Raw genomic sequence first — 17,129 nt, 5'->3', positions numbered from 1 at the left:
GCCTGGCAGGCCCGGGCACCTTGTTCGCCGGCCAGCGGGCTCCTGCGCAGGAGCTGGCTGGCCGGCGAAGCCCTTAATGGAACAGCACCGCGGTCTTCTGCAGGGTGACCCACACGCCCCACGCCAGGGGAATGCCCACGGCCAGCCAGGCAGCGATCACCAGCGGCAGGCTGGCGGATGAGGCCTTCCACTCCAGCACGACGCTGTTGTCGGCGCCCTTGTCATGGCCCAGGGCCTGCTCGGCCGCCAGTTGCTCGTCGGTCATGAAGTACTTGTCGGCCACCGGGCGCACCAGCAGGTTGCACAAAAAGCCCAGCACCAGCAGGCCGGCGAGGATGTACAGGGTGATGTCGTAAGCCGCAGCGCGCTCGACGCCGATGCTCAGCTGGTACTCGCGCAGGTAGTTCACCAGCACCGGGCCCAGCACGCCCGCCGCGGCCCAGGCGGTCAGCAGGCGACCATGGATAGCGCCCACCATCTGGGTGCCGAACAGGTCCGCCAGGTAGGCCGGCACCGTGGCGAACCCGCCGCCGTACATCGACAGGATGATGCAGAACGCCGCCACGAACAGGGCGATATTGCCCAGGTGGCCGAGGTTCGGGATCAGCGCATAAAGGGCAAAGCCCAGGGCAAAGAACACGAAATAGGTGTTCTTGCGGCCCAGGTAGTCGGAGAACGACGCCCAGAAGAACCGCCCGCCGATGTTGAACAGGCTCAGCAAACCGGTGAAGCCGGCGGCAATCGCGGCAATCTGCGCCAGTTGCCCGGCGTCCAGCTGGCTGAAGGTCAGGCCATTGCCCAGCAGCTTGCCGGCAAACACTTCCTGCAGCAGGGGCGAGGCCATGCCGAGGATGCCGATACCGGCCGAAACGTTGAGGCACAGCACCAGCCACACCAGGCGGAACTGCGGGGTCTTCCAGGCCACGTTCACGTGCACGTGGCGGTGGGTGATCATCGCATTGGCGGCTTTCTTCGCCGGTGCGGTCCAGCCCTCAGGCTTCCAGCCGGTAGGCGGAACCCGGTAGGCCAGGGCGCCACCGATCATGAACACGAAGTAGATGGCCGCCATCACCAGGAAGCTCTGCCACACGCCAACGCTGGTCGGCGTTGCAAAGTGGCCCATCAGGGCCGCCGCCAGGGGCGCACCGACCATGGCGCCGCCGCCAAAGCCCATGATCGCCATGCCGGTGGCCATGCCGCGCTTGTCCGGGAACCACTTGATCAGGGTCGACACCGGGGAGATATAGCCCAGGCCCAGGCCGATACCGCCGATGACCCCGGAGCCTATCCACATCAGCCAGATCTGGTGGGTGTAGATCCCCAGCGCCGAGATCAGCAGGCCGCCGCACCAGCACAGTGCCGAAACCACACCGGCCTTGCGCGGGCCGGCATGTTCCAGCCAGCCGCCCCAGATCGCCGCCGAGCACCCCAGGAAGATGAAGAACAGGGTGTAGATCCAGCCGAGCATGGAGATCGGCCAGTCACACTGGGACGAAAAGATCTGCGCGATGAAGCCCATGCCGGGCTCGCAAGCCACGGGCGCACTGACGCCCAGGGCCTTGGACAGCGGCAGCCAGAACACCGAAAAGCCATAGGCCATGCCGATGCACAGGTGGATGGCCAGAGCGGCCGGCGGAACCAGCCAGCGGTTGAAACCGGGCTTGGCGATGATGCGTTCTTTGGACAAGAACGCTGGCTGAGCGGACGGACTGGCCGCCGCGTTGCTAGTGCTCATGGATGTTTCCCCCAATTATTAGAATTGTTCATCGGCCACTCTTCTGCGACGACCTTGGCACACCGGCGCGGTCGTTTTATTGAGTAAAGCTCCATTTGGGCAGACGCGACATTAAGTCGCACAAGGGCGGACGAACCGCGAGAGGTTACCATTTGCGACAAACTAAAAAACCAAACTGACATCACCTTTTTTCCCGCAGCTGCTTTGCCCACAGGCCAGGCCGCTGGCCAAAAAAAACCGCTACAACGAAAAAACCTCTAACTGCAATGGGTGACCAGTCGTCAGGTTCAGAGCGCTATACTCCCCCGCTAAATTTTGAATTCGACATACAAGGACTCGCCCATGAAAGCGTTCGGCAAAATCCTGGGTCTGGTAATTCTCGGGCTGTTGCTGATCATCGTGGCTCTGGGCTTCGCCCTGACCCACCTGTTTGATCCCAACGACTACAAAGACGAGATTCGCCAGATTGCCCGCGACAAGGCCCACATCGAGCTGACGCTCAATGGCGACATCGGCTGGAGCCTGTTCCCCTGGCTGGGCCTGGAACTGCACGATGCCGGCGTCGCCACCCTGGCCAACCCGACCCAACCTTTCGCCGACCTGCAGATGCTCGGCCTGTCGGTCCGGGTGTTGCCGCTGCTGCGCCGCGAAGTGCAGATGAGCGATGTGCGTGTCGAAGGCCTGAACCTGCGCCTGACCCGCAACAAGGACGGCCACGGCAACTGGCAGGACATTGGCAAGGCCGCACCGACCGACAAGCAGGCCGAGACTCCGGCCGCCAGCACCGGCGAAGCCAGCCAACCACCAGCCGGTGCGGACAAACCCGCGCAGCCGATCCGCCTGGACATCGACAGCCTGACCGTGAACAACGCCCGGGTTGAGTACAACGATGAACAGACCGACAAGCAGTTCACCGCCGAAAGCATCCAGCTGAGTACCGGGCCGATTCACGAAGCCACCAACACCCCGGTCAAGCTCACGGCCTTCCTCGCCAGCAGCCAACCCGCAGTGCGCGTGCGCACCGAACTCAATGGCGAACTGCGCTTCGACCGCGCCCTGCAGCGCTACCAGTTCGAAGACATGCGCCTGTCCGGCGAAGCCGCCGGCGACCCGTTGCAAGGCAAGACCCTGACCTTCGCAGCCCAGGGCCAGCTGCTGCTGGACCAGGCCGCCAACGTTGCCCAGTGGACCGGCCTGAAGGTCTCCCTCAATCAGTTGCGCGCCCTGGGTGAGCTCAAGGTCAACGACCTGGACAAGACCCCGCAGATCAGCGGCGGCATCTCCATTGCCCAGTTCGACCTGGCGAGATTCGTCGACAGCATCGGCCAGACCCTGCCCGCCATGGGTGAAGGCAGCCTGAGCAAGGTCGAGCTGGTCAGCCGCCTGCAAGGCACGCCCACCAGCCTGGCCCTGGAAGACCTGAACCTGAAGCTCGACGACAGCACCTTCAGCGGCCGCCTGGCCATCGAGGACTTCGACAAGCAATCCCTGCGCGCCCAGCTCAAGGCCGACACCTTCAATGTCGACCGCTACCTGCCGCCCAAGTCCGCCGAAGCCAACAGCGCGGCATCGGCACGCAAGGCCGAAGTGCAGAGCAGCGAAGCCGATGCCATGGCCGGAGCCGGCAGCACCCCGCTGCCCAACGCACCGACCAAGGGCGCCTGGAGTACTGACCGCCTGCTGCCGGTGGAGCGCCTGAGCAAACTCGACGTCGATGCCGACCTGAACTTCGGCCAACTGACCCTGGACAAGCTGCCGATCCAGAATGCCGCACTCAAGGCCTCCGGCCAGGGTGGCCTGCTCAAGCTTTCCAGCCTGCGCGGCGAGCTGTACAACGGCAGCTTCGATGCCAGCGGCAACCTCGATGTGCGCCAGAGCACACCGCAGTTGAGCCTGCAGACCAAGATCAACCGGGTGCCGGTGGAACGCATCCTCGAAAGCCAGGGCCAGAATCCTCCGGTCAAGGGCCTGGTGACTCTGAACAGCAACCTCAGCGGCAGCGGCAACAGCCAGAAGGCATTGATCGACAGCCTCAACGGCACCGCCAGCTTCGTCATCAACAACGGCGTGCTGCTCAACGCCAATATCGAACAGCAGCTGTGCCAGGGCATCGCCGTGCTCAACCGCAAGAACCTCAGCAGCACGCCACGGGGCAAGGACACGCCCTTCCAGGAGCTCAAGGGCAACCTGACGCTGCGCAATGGCGTGGCCAGCAACCCGGACCTGAAAGTGCGCATCCCCGGCATGACGGTGAACGGCAACGGCGACATCGACCTGCGAGTGCTGGGCATGGACTACCGGGTCGGCATCATTGTCGAAGGCGACCTGCGGGATAACCCGGACCCGGCCTGCCAGGTGGGCGAGCGCTTTACCGGCATCGAGCTGCCGCTGCGCTGCCGCGGCCCGCTGGAGCTGGGGGCCAAGGCCTGCCGCCTGGACAAGGACGGCCTGGGCCAGGTAGCGGCCAAGCTGGCCGGTGACCGCCTGCAGCAAAAGATCGACGAGAAACTGGGGGACAAGGTCAGCCCGGAACTGAAGAACGCGCTCAAGGGGCTGTTCAAGCGATGAGAGCCGAGGCGTTTTCAACGGCGGTGCTGGACTGGTACGACCGCCACGGCCGCCATGACCTGCCCTGGCAGCAGGACATCAACCCGTATCGGGTGTGGGTCTCGGAGATCATGCTGCAACAGACCCAGGTCAGCACCGTGCTCAACTACTTCGACCGCTTCATGGCCTCGCTGCCCACGGTGCAGGCCCTGGCCGAAGCCCCGGAAGACGAAGTGCTGCACCTGTGGACCGGCCTGGGCTACTACACCCGGGCGCGCAACCTGCAGAAGACCGCGAAGATCGTCATGGCCGAATACGGCGGCGAGTTCCCCCGGGACGTGGAAAAGCTCACCGAGCTGCCGGGCATCGGCCTGTCCACCGCCGGCGCCATCGCCAGCATCAGCATGGGCCTGCGGGCGCCGATCCTCGACGGCAACGTCAAGCGGGTGCTGGCGCGCTTCACGGCCCAGGAGGGCTACCCCGGGGAGCCCAAGGTGGCCAGGCAGTTGTGGGCCGCCGCCGAGCGCTTCACCCCCCATAGCCGGGTCAACCACTACACCCAGGCGATGATGGACCTGGGGGCGACGCTCTGTACCCGGAGCAAGCCCAGCTGCCTGTTGTGCCCCCTGGAGCGCGGCTGCGAAGCCCACATGCTCGGCCTGGAAACCCGCTACCCGATCCCCAAGCCACGCAAGGAAGTGCCTCAGAAGCGCACCCTGATGCCGATGCTGGCCAACCGCGAAGGCGCCATCCTGCTTTACCGGCGGCCCTCCAGCGGCCTCTGGGGCGGGTTGTGGAGCCTGCCGGAGCTGGATGGCCTGGACGACATCCAGCACCTGGCCCTGCAGCACTCCCTGGAACTGGGCCAGCAACAGCAAATGCCCGGGCTGGTGCACACCTTCAGCCACTTCCAGCTGGCCATCGAACCCTGGCTGATCCGGGTCGAAGAGTCGGCCCTGCACGTCGCCGAGGCCGACTGGCTCTGGTATAACCTCGCCACCCCGCCGCGCCTGGGCCTTGCCGCCCCGGTGAAAACACTGCTCAAACGCGCGGCCGAAGTCTTGAATGCAGGAGAGTCGTCATGACCCGCACCGTAATGTGCCGCAAGTACCAGGAAGAACTGCCGGGCCTGGAGCGCCCTCCCTACCCGGGGGCCAAGGGCCAGGATATTTTCGATCACGTCTCGGCCAAGGCCTGGGCCGACTGGCAGAAACACCAGACCCTGCTGATCAACGAAAAGCGCCTGAACATGATGAATGCCGACGATCGCAAATATCTGCAGGGCGAGATGGACAAGTTTTTCTCCGGCGAGGAATACGCCAAGGCCGACGGCTACGTGCCGCCGGCTGAGTAAAGCTGTTGAAAATCGGGGGTGGAACGTAAGCGACGGTAATAATTAAACATTTTTTCAAAACTTGCTTGACGCCCCCCTGAAAAACCCGTTTAATGCGCCCCGTTGCCCAGATAGCTCAGTCGGTAGAGCAGGGGATTGAAAATCCCCGTGTCGGCGGTTCGATTCCGTCTCTGGGCACCACCTTCAGCTTTCAGGTGGTGTATGCATCACGTGAAAGCAACCAGAAAACCCGCCTAGTGCGGGTTTTTTGTTGCCTGAGATTTGGCCCTTCCCCGTATAACCTGCACCGCCAAGAGTGTTGCACCCCGGCAGAGATACCCCGCCCCCCATGACCCGACTCAAGTCGTGGCTTGCCGGCACTCTCTCAGTTTGCCAACCCTTCAGGCTGCCCCCCCCCTGTGGGGACTTAAGGGCTGCGTCAGGCCAGTTTGAAGGCAGCCCGAATCCTATCGATCCTGGCTGCCTTCACTCATTATCTGCCTGCGCCGATCAGCGGCCCCGTCTACAGCCTCCATCGCCTGCCCCTGGGCCACATCGAGCAAGGCCACGCCATCACCGAGCAGCAACGAGGCGATGTCGGCGATCTGGAACAGATCGCTGGCGTCGGCAGCTTGCGCGGTCATGCAGGACAGGCTGTTCACCAGCTTGTGGAGGACGCGTATGCGCTGATCGGCGCAGGCCAGAAGATCGAACAGCGGCACGCGGGGTAGGAAACGGTCACAAGATCCGGCCACGCCGAAGCGTGCCCGCGTACAGCTGCCATAACGCATAGACAGCAAACAACACCCAAAGCGCTGGGTGCTTCTTATGATCAGGTTCCTACACCCGGCCGCTGATTTGGCAGCGACCCGCAAAAACCCTGAATCACTCGATTCAGGACTTTTCATGCGTGCAATTGGCCATTGCCCAGACTCAGCACCGGGCAACATTCCAGCCCTCTCTCAGTAACCGTTATTCCAGTGGACGTTGAGATCACGCATGGTCGCCACGCCCATGTCGACCATGCTGCGCTGTTCCAGCCCTTTGCGGGTGGTGATGACCTGGTATCTGCCGGCCGGCAACTGCACAAAGACGATCGGGCCCACTCCGCTCAGGCTCAACAGCTGATGCCCTTGCGGGTTCTGGATCAGCACATCGACATCCGAGGTGTATTCATTCCCTGAGCCGACGGAAAAGGTCATGTGCAGGTTGTAACCCTTGGCCTGCTGAATGGCCCGCGACTCGTCCAGGCCGATGCCGCCGCTGACATAGGAAATGCCGTTCTGTTGCAGCGGCTCCAATTGCACGCCAGCCGGGTCGATCGGCTCATTGCTGGTGGAGGCGGAGCGCACGCTCACTGGTGCGGCCAATAGCAGCACCGCGATGACACCTGACAGGACACTCATAGAAAAGGACTTCATGATGACCACTCCCGGGTTCGTCTCGAACCACTGAATGGGACGCCACCGTCAGGCCTCTGGCCCCGGGACGGCAGCGCCCGGGTCTCCCCTGCTTCATCTTGAATGGCCAGGCCATGTCTCAGGCCAGAAGCCGAATGAAAACCCTCGCTCGCCTTGTGCAACCAGGCTCGCCCATAGCTCCTGCTATTGAGTGTAAAACCTGACACAGGGCGGTTTAGATCGATTCGGCGTGAGGCCTTTAACCAAAGGTACCTAGGCTAGGGGACCAGCCCCTCGGCTCGGAGCCTGCGCCGCCTGCCAATGCCTCATCTCCTCGGCGATGAAGTGCTGCACCAGATCGCTGTACATCTTCTCGATGGCATCCGGGTTCAGGCCTTCGGCCGCCGCCCAATCGCGACGAGTGGCCAACATGGCTTTGAAACGCTCCTCGGCGCGCACGGTGGCCGCCGAGGTCTTGAATTTCGATGCCGCCAGTACGTACTGGAAGCGCGCGCCGAGCAAGGCGATGACCGCTCGATCCAGGGCATCGATTTCCCGGCGGATATCGTCCATGCCCTGGCATTGTTCCGGGCTCATCTGGTTCTTCACTTCCATGCTCAAGGCTCCACCGACGAATAGGGATACCCGGGCTCGACCGGGCCCGGATTATTCCCATGGGCCCGCCTGGGAGTAAAGTTGCAGGCATCCGCCCATCCGGGCGCAAAGGAACTGCTCTCGTGAACCAGAAACGAACCCGAGTCCGCCTGCCCCATCCCCAGCCCGGCAAGACCCGCAGCGGGGCCTGGTTTTTTTTGCTGATCGGCAGCGTGCTGCTGGCACTGACTGCGCTGCTGGGCTGGACCCTGGTAAGCGCGCTGCTGGACGGGCAGATCGTCACCAGCAACCGTGCCGGGCCGAAGCTCGCCTACAGCCAGGCGTTGCAGCCCACCAAGTTTTATATCGAGCTGCTCTGGCAGGGCACCAGCACCCTGTTGCTAGGAGCCCTGGCAGTTGCCGCGCTGTGGATCGCCCGGGTATTAATGGGCGCACAAAAAAATCGTCGCTGAACGCCTGGGGTCGCTCCGGCCCGTTACAGCCGCCAAGGAACAACCGCCCATGTCCCTGCTGTCCTCGCCCGACCTGCCTGCCGCCCGCCCCGCCACTGCCGAGCCGGCGCCCGGCCCCAGTGAACGCTTCAGCGAAGTGGCGGCGGACGGTTTCCGCCTTGGCGGCTTCAGCTGGCGCCACGCGCAAGCCGATCCGGCGCGCGCAGTGGTGATCATCAACGCCGCGACCTCGGTGCGCTGCCGCTATTACTTTCGCTTCGCCGACTACCTGTTCGCCAACGGCTTCGACGTGATGACCTACGACTACCGCGGCATCGGCGAGTCGCGCCCGGCCTCGCTCAAGGGGCTCAAGGCATCCTGGTCGGATTGGGGCGCGCTGGATTTCGAAGCCATGCTGCAACGCGCCCGGCGCGAGTTTCCCGGGCAACCGATCGACGTGGTGGGCCACAGCTTCGGCGGCTGCGCCCTGGGCCTGGCGGCCTCCGCCGGGGTGATCCGCCGCGCGGCCACCATGGGCGCGCAGTTCGCCTACTGGCGCGACTACGTGCCCGCCCAGCGCTGGCGCATGCTGGGCAAGTGGCATGTGCTGATGCCCCTGCTGACCCGCCTGTACGGCTACTTCCCCGGCAAGCGCCTGGGCTGGATGGAAGACACCCCCGCCGGGGTGGTCCGCGACTGGGCCACCCCGCACCCACGCTACGAAGGCCGCCCCAGCGGCCGCAGGCTGGCCGCAGAGCGCAGTGGGCAGCCCTTCGCCCAGGTCAGCGCCCCGATCCTCGCCATCAGCGTCAGCGACGACCCCTTCGGCACCGTGGCAGCCATCGAGCGGCTACTGGGCTACTTCGACAACAGCACGCGCACCCATTGGCGCATTCGCCCCGAGGACATCGGTGAGGTCGAGATCGGCCACTTCGCCTTCTTCCACAGCCGCTTCGAAAGCCGGCTCTGGCCGCTGCTGCTGCACTGGCTGCAGCACGCAAGCCCGGCCCCGAACAGCCCGGGGCAAGAGCTGACGCCGGGGCGCTGATCAGGCAAAGGCGTTGATGAACCAGGTGATCAGCGGGATCGCCACGATGTCGATCAATACCGCACCGCACAGCGGCACGATGATGAAGGCCTTGTAGGAAAAGACCTTGTAGTGATCACAGATCGCGCCCATGTTGGCCACCGCATTGGGCGTGGCCCCCAGGCCGTGGCCCATGAAGCCGGCACACAACACCGCCGCGTCGTAGTTGCCGCCAAACAGGCGGAACAGCAGGAACACGCACAGCAGCACCATCACCAGCACCTGCACCACCAGGATCACCAGCAGCGGCAGGCCGAGCTGTTCCAGTTCCCAGAACTTCAGGCTCATCATGGCCATGGTCAGGAACACCCCCAGGCATACGTCGCCCAGGGTGCTCACGGCGCTGTCGGGGATGTCGATGATCCGCGCCCGGTCATTGAGATTGCGCAGGATGATCGCCACGAACATCGCCCCCACGTAGCTTGGCAGGACGATGCCCAGGTGCTCGTTCAGCGCGCTGCCGATCCAGAAACCCAGCACCATGATCAGCAGAATGCAGGTCAGCAGGCGCAGCAGGGTCGGGGCATCCAAAGGCGCCACCGAACCCTGGGCAGCGCTTTCCAGGTGCTGCAGGGTACTGACCTGATCGGCCTGGATCTGCAGGCGGTTGCGCTCGATCAGCCAGCGCGCCAGCGGGCTGCCCAGCAAGCCGCCGGCAACCATGCCGAAGGTGGCCGAGGCCAGGGCCGCCGTGGTGGCCCCCACCGCCCCGAGGTTTTCCGCGATCGGGCCAAAGGCCGCCGCCGCGCCAAAGCCACCCTCCAGGGACACCGCACCGGCCATGATGCCCAGCAGCGGGTCGATGCCCAGCGCCTTGGCGGCACCGACCCCCACCAGGTTCTGCAGCAGCGCCAGGGACCAGCAGGCCCCCAGGTAGACGAACAGGATCTTGCCGCCACGACGCAGCAGGCCGAGGCTGCCCCCCAGGCCCACGGTGGTGAAGAACGCGACCATCAAGGGCGTCTGGATCGCGGTGTCGAGCTTGATCGCCAGCAGTTGCTGATCGCGCAGCAGCCAGACGATCAGGGCAAAGCCGAAACCGCCGATCACCGGCGCCGGGACACAGAGCTGGGTCAGCCAGCGGCTGCGTTTCTTCAGCTGGGCTCCCACCCCCAGCAGGATCAGGGCCAGCGCCAGGGTGGTCAGCGCGTCCAATTCAAAAGTCGGCATGGCAAACATCTCTTCTTGTCATTGTGGTGTTGCGCGGCGAGGGGCATGCCCCTCAGTGAATCAGGCTGGCCAGCAGACGCGCGGCCACACGGGCGGTGCGCTGGTCCTGGTCGAGCCCGGGATTGAGTTCGGCAATGTCGGCCACGCGCAATTTGCCGCTGGCCCGAGCACGGCGTACCAGGTGCTCGACCACCTGCACATCCACCCCGTGGGCCGAGGGCGCGCTGACGCCGGGAGCCTGGCTGGCTGGCAGCACATCCAGGCACAGGGTCATGTAGAGCACGTCGATACCGTCGAGAAAAGCGTCCAGGCAGGCCTCGACTGCCGGCAGGTTCCAGCCCTGCATCTGCCGGTCCAGCAGGTAGCGCACATCGAGTTCCCGGGCTTGCTCGAACAGCGCCTGGGTGTTGCTCAACTCGCTGACCCCCAGGCAGCAATACTCGAAAGGCATGCCGGCCTGCCGGCAGTATTCGGCGATCTGCCGGAACGGCGTACCGGAGCTGCTTTGCGGCGCATGGCGCAGATCGAAGTGGGCATCGAAATTGAGAATGCCGATGCGCGGGCAGGGCTGTTGGCGGCGCAGGTGATCGGCCAGGCCACTGAAGCTGGCAAAGGCGATTTCATGACCACCGCCCAGCCCCAGGGCCAGGTGCCCCTGTTCGAGCAACAGGCCGAGGCGCTCGGCGTAGCGTTGCTGGGCGCTTTCCAGGTGGTGGTCGGTACAGGTCACGTCCCCTGCGTCGTACAGCGGGCCGGTGCCGTGCCAGGCCAGGTTGGCCAGGGCCGCGCGCAAGGCTGCCGGGCCCTGGCTGGCACCGGTGCGCCCCTGGTTGCGCTTGACCCCTTCGTCACAGGCCAGCCCGAGCAAGGCGATACCCGCCGGCTGCTGTTCGGCCCAGGGCTGCACCCACTGGTGCCAGCGCCGGGCGGCAAGGCCTTCGGCCAGGTCGATACGACCCTGCCACAGGTGCATGGGGGCGGTGCTGATCATGGTCTTGCTCCAGTCAATTCAATCCAGTCGGGCGCTCAGGCGCTGGGCCGCTTCGCGGGTCCAGCGGATCAGCCGCTCACTGCGCTGTTCGGCGCGGAACGCCGGGGCCATGAGGCTGATGGCGCCTTGCAAGCGGTCACGGCTGTCCAGCAAGGGCGCGCTGACACCCCAGATGCCCAGATCGATCTCGCTCAGGCTCACCGCATGCCCGGCGGCGCGAATGGCCCCGTAGCTGTCCAGGTGCGCGGCGAAATCCGCCTCCTCGACGCCCTGCTGGCGCAGGATCGACAAGCACAGCTCAGGCTCCATGTAGGCCAGCAACACCTTGGCCGAGGCGCCCAGCAGCAGCGGCTGCGCCAGGCCTTTCTGGTAGCAGCAGCGCAAGGGCTGCGGGCTGTCCACCAGCTCGATGCAGATCGCCTGCCCGTTGCTTGGCACCATCAGCGCGACGCTTTCCTGGCTGAGTTCGGCCAGACGGTTGAGCTCCGGCTTGGCCAGGGTCACCAGCAGGCCTTCGCGGTCGAACTTCTTCGCCAGTTGCAGGCAAGCGGGCCCTGGCAGGTAACGGCCCTGGCCATTGTCCTGGGCCAGCCCCCAGCGCAGCAGGGTCTTGAGGTGGCGATAGGTGCTGCTCAGGGGCTGCTGCAGGTTCAGCGACAGCTCCTTGGCAGACATGGCCTCCGGGGATTGCCCCAGGGCCACGAGTATTTGCAGCAGACGGTCAGTGGGCGTGTGGTAGTGCATAGCGGCCTCTTGCAGCCATGGTGCATGGAGTTTCCCGGCAAATGAAATCAGATTCCCAGGCAGTGGGAAAAGGCTGCAAAAAACCTTTGGCACAGGTGCTGCGCCGCAATGGACCTCGGCCCATGCAGGATCGTCGGTACCCGCCTTGAGGCCTTGGCGGGTGCCAGCGCGGCGATTTGCTGGCATCCTTTCCCGCCTGACCGGCCGTTCGCCCCGAATCCGCGAGCGCCGCCCCTTTGCGCAACAAGGTAAGACGCCCATGGCATCGATCGACAAACAACACAAACGTGCCGCCCGGGCAAAGGCCAAGGCCAAGCAGAACCGCGCCAAGCGCACCGCACCGACCTCGGAGCTGGAACTGGACCCCAACGACAGCCGCATCGACTTCGAATCGGTGGACCTGACCGAGCTGTTCGTGAAGATGCGCGACGCCGAGAAAACCAGCCAGCAGGCACTGTGCACGGTCTTCCTCTCGGACCCGCTGCTGGAGCTGGTCTATGAGCAGGAGGGCGAACAGGGCGCCACGGACTTCATCCTTGCGGCGCTGATCGAATACCGTAACTGGTCCACCGAGGCCGACGAGGCCACGGCCCTGGCCTGGATCGAGTCCGAGGCCTTCCAGGCCGACTACATGGCCGCATCCCAGGCACTGTTCAGCGCCGAAGGCTGAGTTTCTTCCGGGCATGAAAAAAGGGCGCATTCAGCAATGAATGCGCCCTTTTCCGTTTCAGCCAAACAGCCTGGCGTGATGCTCAGGCGGCTTCCAGCCGAGGGATTTCCATGCCGATGCGCGAGCTGGCGAAGCTGAGGTCGCCGCTGGCGATGGACTGGGCCTTGAAGCCTGCGCCGATCAGGTCGCGTACATACAGCTTGTTGTAGATGAACATGAACACCAGGTTGCTCAGGCCGAAGGTGAACATGGCCAGCAGGAACATGATGGCAGCCCATTTCCAGTCGGCGCGGAACAGTGCCGGGATGAAGCCGAAGAAGAACACGGTCCAGGAGAAACCGACTGGCGCTTCCTTGATGGCTCCGGTGTTCGGGTTTTTGAAGATGATTTTAGTGAACGCCATGCGCGTCTCCTTGCCGCCCTTTCTTTAAGGGACCAATGGCCGGGCGATCACCATTGAACCCTGAATGCTCGTTCTTCGAGCCGGGACTGTCAGGCAGGCGCTGACACTCAGGAACCATGGCGGCTACGCAGGGAACAAGGGACAGAGGCAGAAGGCGGATTCAGGGCCCCGACAAGCATTCAATCCCTTGCAATACAGCGCTATTCCATAGCTCCTCTCACGCTGGCACGCAAGAGCTCTTATCGAAGAGCGCGCAGGCTACTATTTCGCCAGCGGGCTGTCCATGAAACGCCATGTAACAAGTCACAAATCCAGCAAAAAGGCCACCGTCAATGCTGACGGCAGCCTTTTTTGCCTTTCAGAACGCCAAACTCTCAGAGCCGGCGTCCCCTGCCGGGGCCTTCTTCAGTGCCTGGTGGTACTGCTCGGCGCTGATTTCGCTGAGTGTCGCGTAGCCGTCGTACTGATAAAAACGCTGTTTGTCGCGAGCATAGCGGTCCGCGACAAACTCCAGGCTGGCCAGGTCGATGCGCTTGGCACTCACCGGCCGCCGGCCACAGAACAGCTTGCGCGTGCCCAATTGCAGAAAGTCCGGATGAGGAACCATCACTTCCTCCGGGCTGAATTCCACCTCCAGCGGTTTGCCGGCAGCAAACATCAGTGTCGCGGTGAAGGCGTAGCTGCCCATGACGCGAGTGTGCGCCGGGTCGAGGGGCTTCTTTCTTGCGCCGTAGTAATACACCGCCCCCTTGTCCCGGGCCCAGCCATGCCCGCATGACTCGAAGCTGGCCAGATCCGCTTTGGCCATAGGCTCGGGCACCTGATAAAAGACACTGTGGCAAAAAACCCTCTGGCCATCGGTCAGGTACGGGCCGCCCAGGGCACGGTAATGATCGGCGCAGGCCGAAGAGAATCGCTCCGGCACCCGGGTCTCGGCGCGATGAAAGGGGATCAGATACAAGCCATTGGCGTCGCCACACAGGTGTGTGTCCAGCAGCTTGAAACTACCGGCATCCAGACCATTGATGGGGCGGCCATGGAAGTGCACCTGGCTCCCCAGCTCGAACCCAGAGCCGATGGAACGCAAGGCCTGGGCTGTTGACGCCGATGGTGCCTGCAAGCGATGCCACCAATAATCTTGCAACTGCGGATGCGCCTCGAAGTACGCCGACCACTCTTGCAGCATGGTGTCATCGATCACCCCATCCGAACCGAGCGGGCCGTGCCTGTCACCCACCAGCAACGGCGAATAGTTGCCTTCGCCACGCTCCAGTTGAGCCACCACAAAACTCTCTACATCCACGTCCAGCGGCTTGCTGCGCCGGTAGACGCGATGCCGGTCAGCGTAGTAGTCGAATCCCAGGTGACGGAAACTCGGGCCATCGGCACCACGCAGGCGGGTGCCATTGCAGTAGACGAACTGATCGTCCACGGCAAAGTACGGGTCCGCCGCTTCACTCTGGCTCAAGATCCGGCCACCGGCATCGAACACCGACTGAACACGGTTCAGCAGGCGGAAGTCACCGACATAGCGCAGGGTTTTTCCGGTCAGGTAATAAGCACGCCGTGCGTCCTTGGCGTAGCGCTCGTTGAGCACGCTGAAAGTCGCCAGATCGACGTTGTCGATGCGGTAGAAATACTCATAGGCGATGCTCGAGCCCTGCTGCGCCTGGACGATCACCGAATGCCCATCCGTACCCCAGCGCCAGGCCAGCATCTGGAAGCCATCCGGATTGGCAATCGGCAACGGCGAACCGTCCTTCTGATGCAGCACAACGCCGCCCCGGCAGACTTGGCCGCTGATCACTTGATAAGCCGGATGGTTGGTACCGCGTACCTGCTGCTCCGCGCTGGCGATCGCTCGGGCGCCGAGGAAGACCTTGTCCCCGTCACTGAACAGCACCGACCCCGCAGGCCAGTTTTCTGGCACCGGGTGCACAAGCGCCAGGCGCTCAGGCTGCGCGCCGTCGATCACCTCCTGCCCGTAGTCATGACAGAAGTAGGCACGGCACTGATCACGCCAATGGTCATGGCCCAGGCTCTGCAAGCCCCGACACACACGCACCGGCAAGGCTTGCAACGGGTGGTAGCCATAACGCGCGAAGTAACGGGGCAACGCATAATAATCGACCCGCGCATCACGCAGCAGGTGCCGATGAACACGATGTCGCCAGAGCGGCTCGCCCTCTACCAGGGGGGAAGCCGGGAATTGCTCGGTCGCGGCCTGGCAAGCCTGCTCAGCCGGGGTCCGCCCTTCACGCTGCAGCATGAGGTACACGTCCCGGGCTCGCTCCTCCACCAACAGGGCCCCTTCCACGAAGGCGAACCCTTGATGCCATTCGAGGTCGAGCAGTTCCCACTCGGCATCATCCATATCCAGGTCTTTCATCGCTGCATCCCAAGCTAACCGAGTGGCGGATTATCAGCAGGCGCCCCGGGTGGGTAAAGCGCCCCGTCGCCAGGCCGCGAGCGAGCCTCTGCCCGCCACCAGCAGCCCCCCCCCCCCCCCCAAAGTTGCATCCGGGCATGAAAAAGGCCGCGGTCATTTCTGAGCGCGGCCTTTTCATAAAGAGCGGAGCAAACCGTCAGTTCAGTGCCAGGGCACCATTGCGCTCGGCCTTGCGCCGACGGGCCACCATCAGGCCGGCAGCGATGACGATGACACTCAGCAGGCCAGTGGCGAGGATCTCCACCCGGTGCTCTTCCTGGAACAGCATGATGCCCAGCACCGCGACGATGAACACGATCACAGCGTAAGTCAGGCCCGGGAACAGCCACATGCGGAAGGCGATCTTCTCGCCGGCAGCCATGCGCTTGTGGCGCATGCGCAGTTGCGAGACGGCAATCACCAGGTACACCAGCAAGGCGATGGCGCCGGAGCTGGCCAGGAGGAATTCGAACACCGCCGCCGGAGCGACATAGTTGGCGAACACCGCGAGGAAGGCCGCAGCGGTGGACAGGATCACCGCCCAGTAAGGCGTGCCGCTGGCGTTGGTGCGCTTGGCGGCGGCCGGGGCATCGCCACGCTTGCCCAGGGAGAACAGCATGCGCGAGGCAGTGTAGAGCGCCGAGTTCAGGCAACTGGTCACGGCCACCAGCACCACCAGGTCAACGATCAGCTTGGCATTGGGGATGCCCATGCGGTCGAGCACGGTCTGGTAGGAGCCGACCTGGGCCAGGCTCGGGTCGTTCCACGGCACCAGGGCCACAACGATAAAGATCGATACCAGGTAGAACAGGCCGATCCGCCAGATCACCGAATTGGTGGCCTTGGAGATCTGCTTGCCCGGGTTGTGGGATTCCGCCGCGGCGATGGTGACGATCTCGGTGCCCATGAAGGAGAACATGGTGGTCAGCATGGCGGCCAGTACCGCGCCCATGCCGTTGGGCATGAAGCCCTGGGTGTCCACTAGATGCGATACGCCGCTGACCTGGCTGTTGGGGAGCAGGCCGCAGATGGCGGCGAGGCCGAGGATCACGAAGCCGATGATGGCTACCACCTTGATCAGGGCGAACCAGAACTCGAACTCACCGTAGTTCTTCACGCTGAACAGGTTGGTGGCGGTCAGCAGCAGGGTGATCACCAGAGTGAAGACCCAGATCGCCACGTTGGGGAACCAGGCATGCAGAATGGTCGCGGCAGCGTTGGCTTCCAGGGGAATCACCAGCACCCAGAACCACCAGTACAGCCAACCGATGGTGAAACCGGCCCAGTGGCCGATGGCGCGGTCCGCGTAGGTGGAGAACGATCCGGTGTCCGGCGAAGCCACGGCCATTTCCGCCAGCATGCGCATCACCAGCACCACCAGGGTGCCGGCGGCAGCATAGGCCAGCAGCACGGCGGGGCCGGCTTCGGCAATGGCGTGGCCGGAGCCGACGAAGAGGCCTGCGCCGATCACACCGGCAATCGACAGCATGGTCACATGCCGCGGCTTGAGCCCCTGTTCGAGGTCATTGGAGAGTTGCGTACCGCTCATGAAAAGCACCTTTGCAACGAAAAAAG

At 63.9% G+C, this 17,129-nt stretch carries 16 protein-coding genes and 1 tRNA gene; 7 read left to right on the top strand and 10 right to left on the bottom strand.

All coding sequences use genetic code 11. The annotated features are described in order from the left end of the window. Nucleotides 1–73: 73 nt before the first annotated feature. Complete coding sequence (locus AC07R1_RS23150; RefSeq protein ID WP_011058735.1) at nucleotides 74–1,735, bottom strand: OFA family MFS transporter; 1,662 nt, start codon at nucleotides 1,733–1,735, stop codon at nucleotides 74–76. A gap of 342 nt (nucleotides 1,736–2,077) precedes the next feature. Here AC07R1_RS23150 and AC07R1_RS23145 point away from each other — a divergent pair, with 342 nt between their 5' ends. The 4 genes from AC07R1_RS23145 to AC07R1_RS23130 all read left to right on the top strand — a co-directional run bounded on the left by AC07R1_RS23145 (nucleotide 2,078) and on the right by AC07R1_RS23130 (nucleotide 5,816). Continuing rightward, complete coding sequence (locus AC07R1_RS23145) at nucleotides 2,078–4,303, top strand: AsmA family protein (RefSeq protein ID WP_053148606.1); 2,226 nt, start codon at nucleotides 2,078–2,080, stop codon at nucleotides 4,301–4,303. Next, a complete protein-coding gene (mutY, locus tag AC07R1_RS23140) occupies nucleotides 4,300–5,367 on the top strand; it encodes an A/G-specific adenine glycosylase (protein WP_053148603.1) in 1,068 nt (355 codons plus the stop codon). The genes AC07R1_RS23145 and mutY overlap by 4 nt, the downstream gene beginning before the upstream one ends. Continuing rightward, entirely contained in the window at nucleotides 5,364–5,636 is a 273-nt protein-coding gene (locus tag AC07R1_RS23135) for an oxidative damage protection protein (protein WP_011058732.1), read from the top strand. Before mutY ends, AC07R1_RS23135 begins: the two co-directional genes overlap by 4 nt. Before the next feature lie 104 nt (nucleotides 5,637–5,740). Next, nucleotides 5,741–5,816 (top strand) — tRNA-Phe (locus tag AC07R1_RS23130). 266 nt (nucleotides 5,817–6,082) lie between these two features. Here the strand turns inward: AC07R1_RS23130 and AC07R1_RS23125 are convergent. From AC07R1_RS23125 to AC07R1_RS23115, 3 genes are all read right to left on the bottom strand, one after another. After that, nucleotides 6,083–6,406, bottom strand: coding sequence for a hypothetical protein (locus tag AC07R1_RS23125; protein WP_019093884.1), 324 nt, complete (start codon nucleotides 6,404–6,406; stop codon nucleotides 6,083–6,085). A 171-nt stretch (nucleotides 6,407–6,577) separates the two neighbouring features. Beyond that, nucleotides 6,578–7,036, bottom strand: a complete 459-nt coding sequence (locus tag AC07R1_RS23120; protein ID WP_019093885.1) for a hypothetical protein — start codon at nucleotides 7,034–7,036, stop codon at nucleotides 6,578–6,580. Between the two features lie 252 nt (nucleotides 7,037–7,288). Next, nucleotides 7,289–7,630 carry an isochorismate lyase gene (locus tag AC07R1_RS23115; RefSeq protein WP_065364820.1) on the bottom strand — a complete coding sequence of 114 codons (342 nt, stop codon included), beginning with the start codon at nucleotides 7,628–7,630 and terminating at the stop codon, nucleotides 7,289–7,291. A 122-nt stretch (nucleotides 7,631–7,752) separates the two neighbouring features. On the opposite strand from AC07R1_RS23115, the gene AC07R1_RS23110 reads away from it, so the two are divergent. Both AC07R1_RS23110 and AC07R1_RS23105 read left to right on the top strand, forming a co-directional pair. Beyond that, nucleotides 7,753–8,082: a hypothetical protein gene (locus AC07R1_RS23110; protein ID WP_041751913.1), complete on the top strand. Its 330-nt coding sequence runs from the start codon at nucleotides 7,753–7,755 to the stop codon at nucleotides 8,080–8,082. A gap of 49 nt (nucleotides 8,083–8,131) precedes the next feature. After that, nucleotides 8,132–9,109, top strand: a complete 978-nt coding sequence (locus AC07R1_RS23105; protein WP_041115266.1) for an alpha/beta hydrolase family protein — start codon at nucleotides 8,132–8,134, stop codon at nucleotides 9,107–9,109. Here the strand turns inward: AC07R1_RS23105 and gltS are convergent, their stop codons facing one another. The 3 genes from gltS to AC07R1_RS23090 are packed head-to-tail and all read right to left on the bottom strand — an operon-like array spanning nucleotide 9,110 to nucleotide 12,053. Further along, nucleotides 9,110–10,318: a sodium/glutamate symporter gene (gltS, locus tag AC07R1_RS23100; protein ID WP_011058726.1), complete on the bottom strand. Its 1,209-nt coding sequence runs from the start codon at nucleotides 10,316–10,318 to the stop codon at nucleotides 9,110–9,112. A 52-nt stretch (nucleotides 10,319–10,370) separates the two neighbouring features. Beyond that, a complete protein-coding gene (hutG, locus tag AC07R1_RS23095) occupies nucleotides 10,371–11,309 on the bottom strand; it encodes a formimidoylglutamase (protein ID WP_041115264.1) in 939 nt (312 codons plus the stop codon). A gap of 18 nt (nucleotides 11,310–11,327) precedes the next feature. After that, nucleotides 11,328–12,053 (bottom strand): IclR family transcriptional regulator, encoded by a 726-nt coding sequence (locus tag AC07R1_RS23090; protein ID WP_019093890.1) that lies wholly within the window; start codon nucleotides 12,051–12,053, stop codon nucleotides 11,328–11,330. A 259-nt stretch (nucleotides 12,054–12,312) separates the two neighbouring features. Here AC07R1_RS23090 and AC07R1_RS23085 point away from each other — a divergent pair, with 259 nt between their 5' ends. Continuing rightward, nucleotides 12,313–12,723, top strand: a complete 411-nt coding sequence (locus AC07R1_RS23085; protein WP_011058723.1) for a hypothetical protein — start codon at nucleotides 12,313–12,315, stop codon at nucleotides 12,721–12,723. Nucleotides 12,724–12,805: 82 nt separating this feature from the next. Here AC07R1_RS23085 and AC07R1_RS23080 read toward each other — a convergent pair whose 3' ends face one another. From AC07R1_RS23080 to gabP, 3 genes are all read right to left on the bottom strand, one after another. Further along, entirely contained in the window at nucleotides 12,806–13,126 is a 321-nt protein-coding gene (locus AC07R1_RS23080) for a hypothetical protein (RefSeq protein ID WP_047335447.1), read from the bottom strand. Between the two features lie 358 nt (nucleotides 13,127–13,484). Continuing rightward, a complete protein-coding gene (locus AC07R1_RS23075; RefSeq protein ID WP_495110975.1) occupies nucleotides 13,485–15,515 on the bottom strand; it encodes a DKNYY domain-containing protein in 2,031 nt (676 codons plus the stop codon). Nucleotides 15,516–15,711: 196 nt separating this feature from the next. Beyond that, on the bottom strand, nucleotides 15,712–17,103 hold the full coding sequence (gene gabP / locus AC07R1_RS23070; RefSeq protein WP_011058720.1) for a GABA permease: 1,392 nt from the start codon (nucleotides 17,101–17,103) through the stop codon (nucleotides 15,712–15,714). Nucleotides 17,104–17,129 lie beyond the last annotated feature (26 nt).

Source organism: Pseudomonas sp. GW821-FHT07F01 (assembly GCF_059418825.1).
The sequence above is the reverse complement of the archived record's forward strand: the minus strand, read 5'-3'. Positions and strand labels throughout refer to the sequence as shown.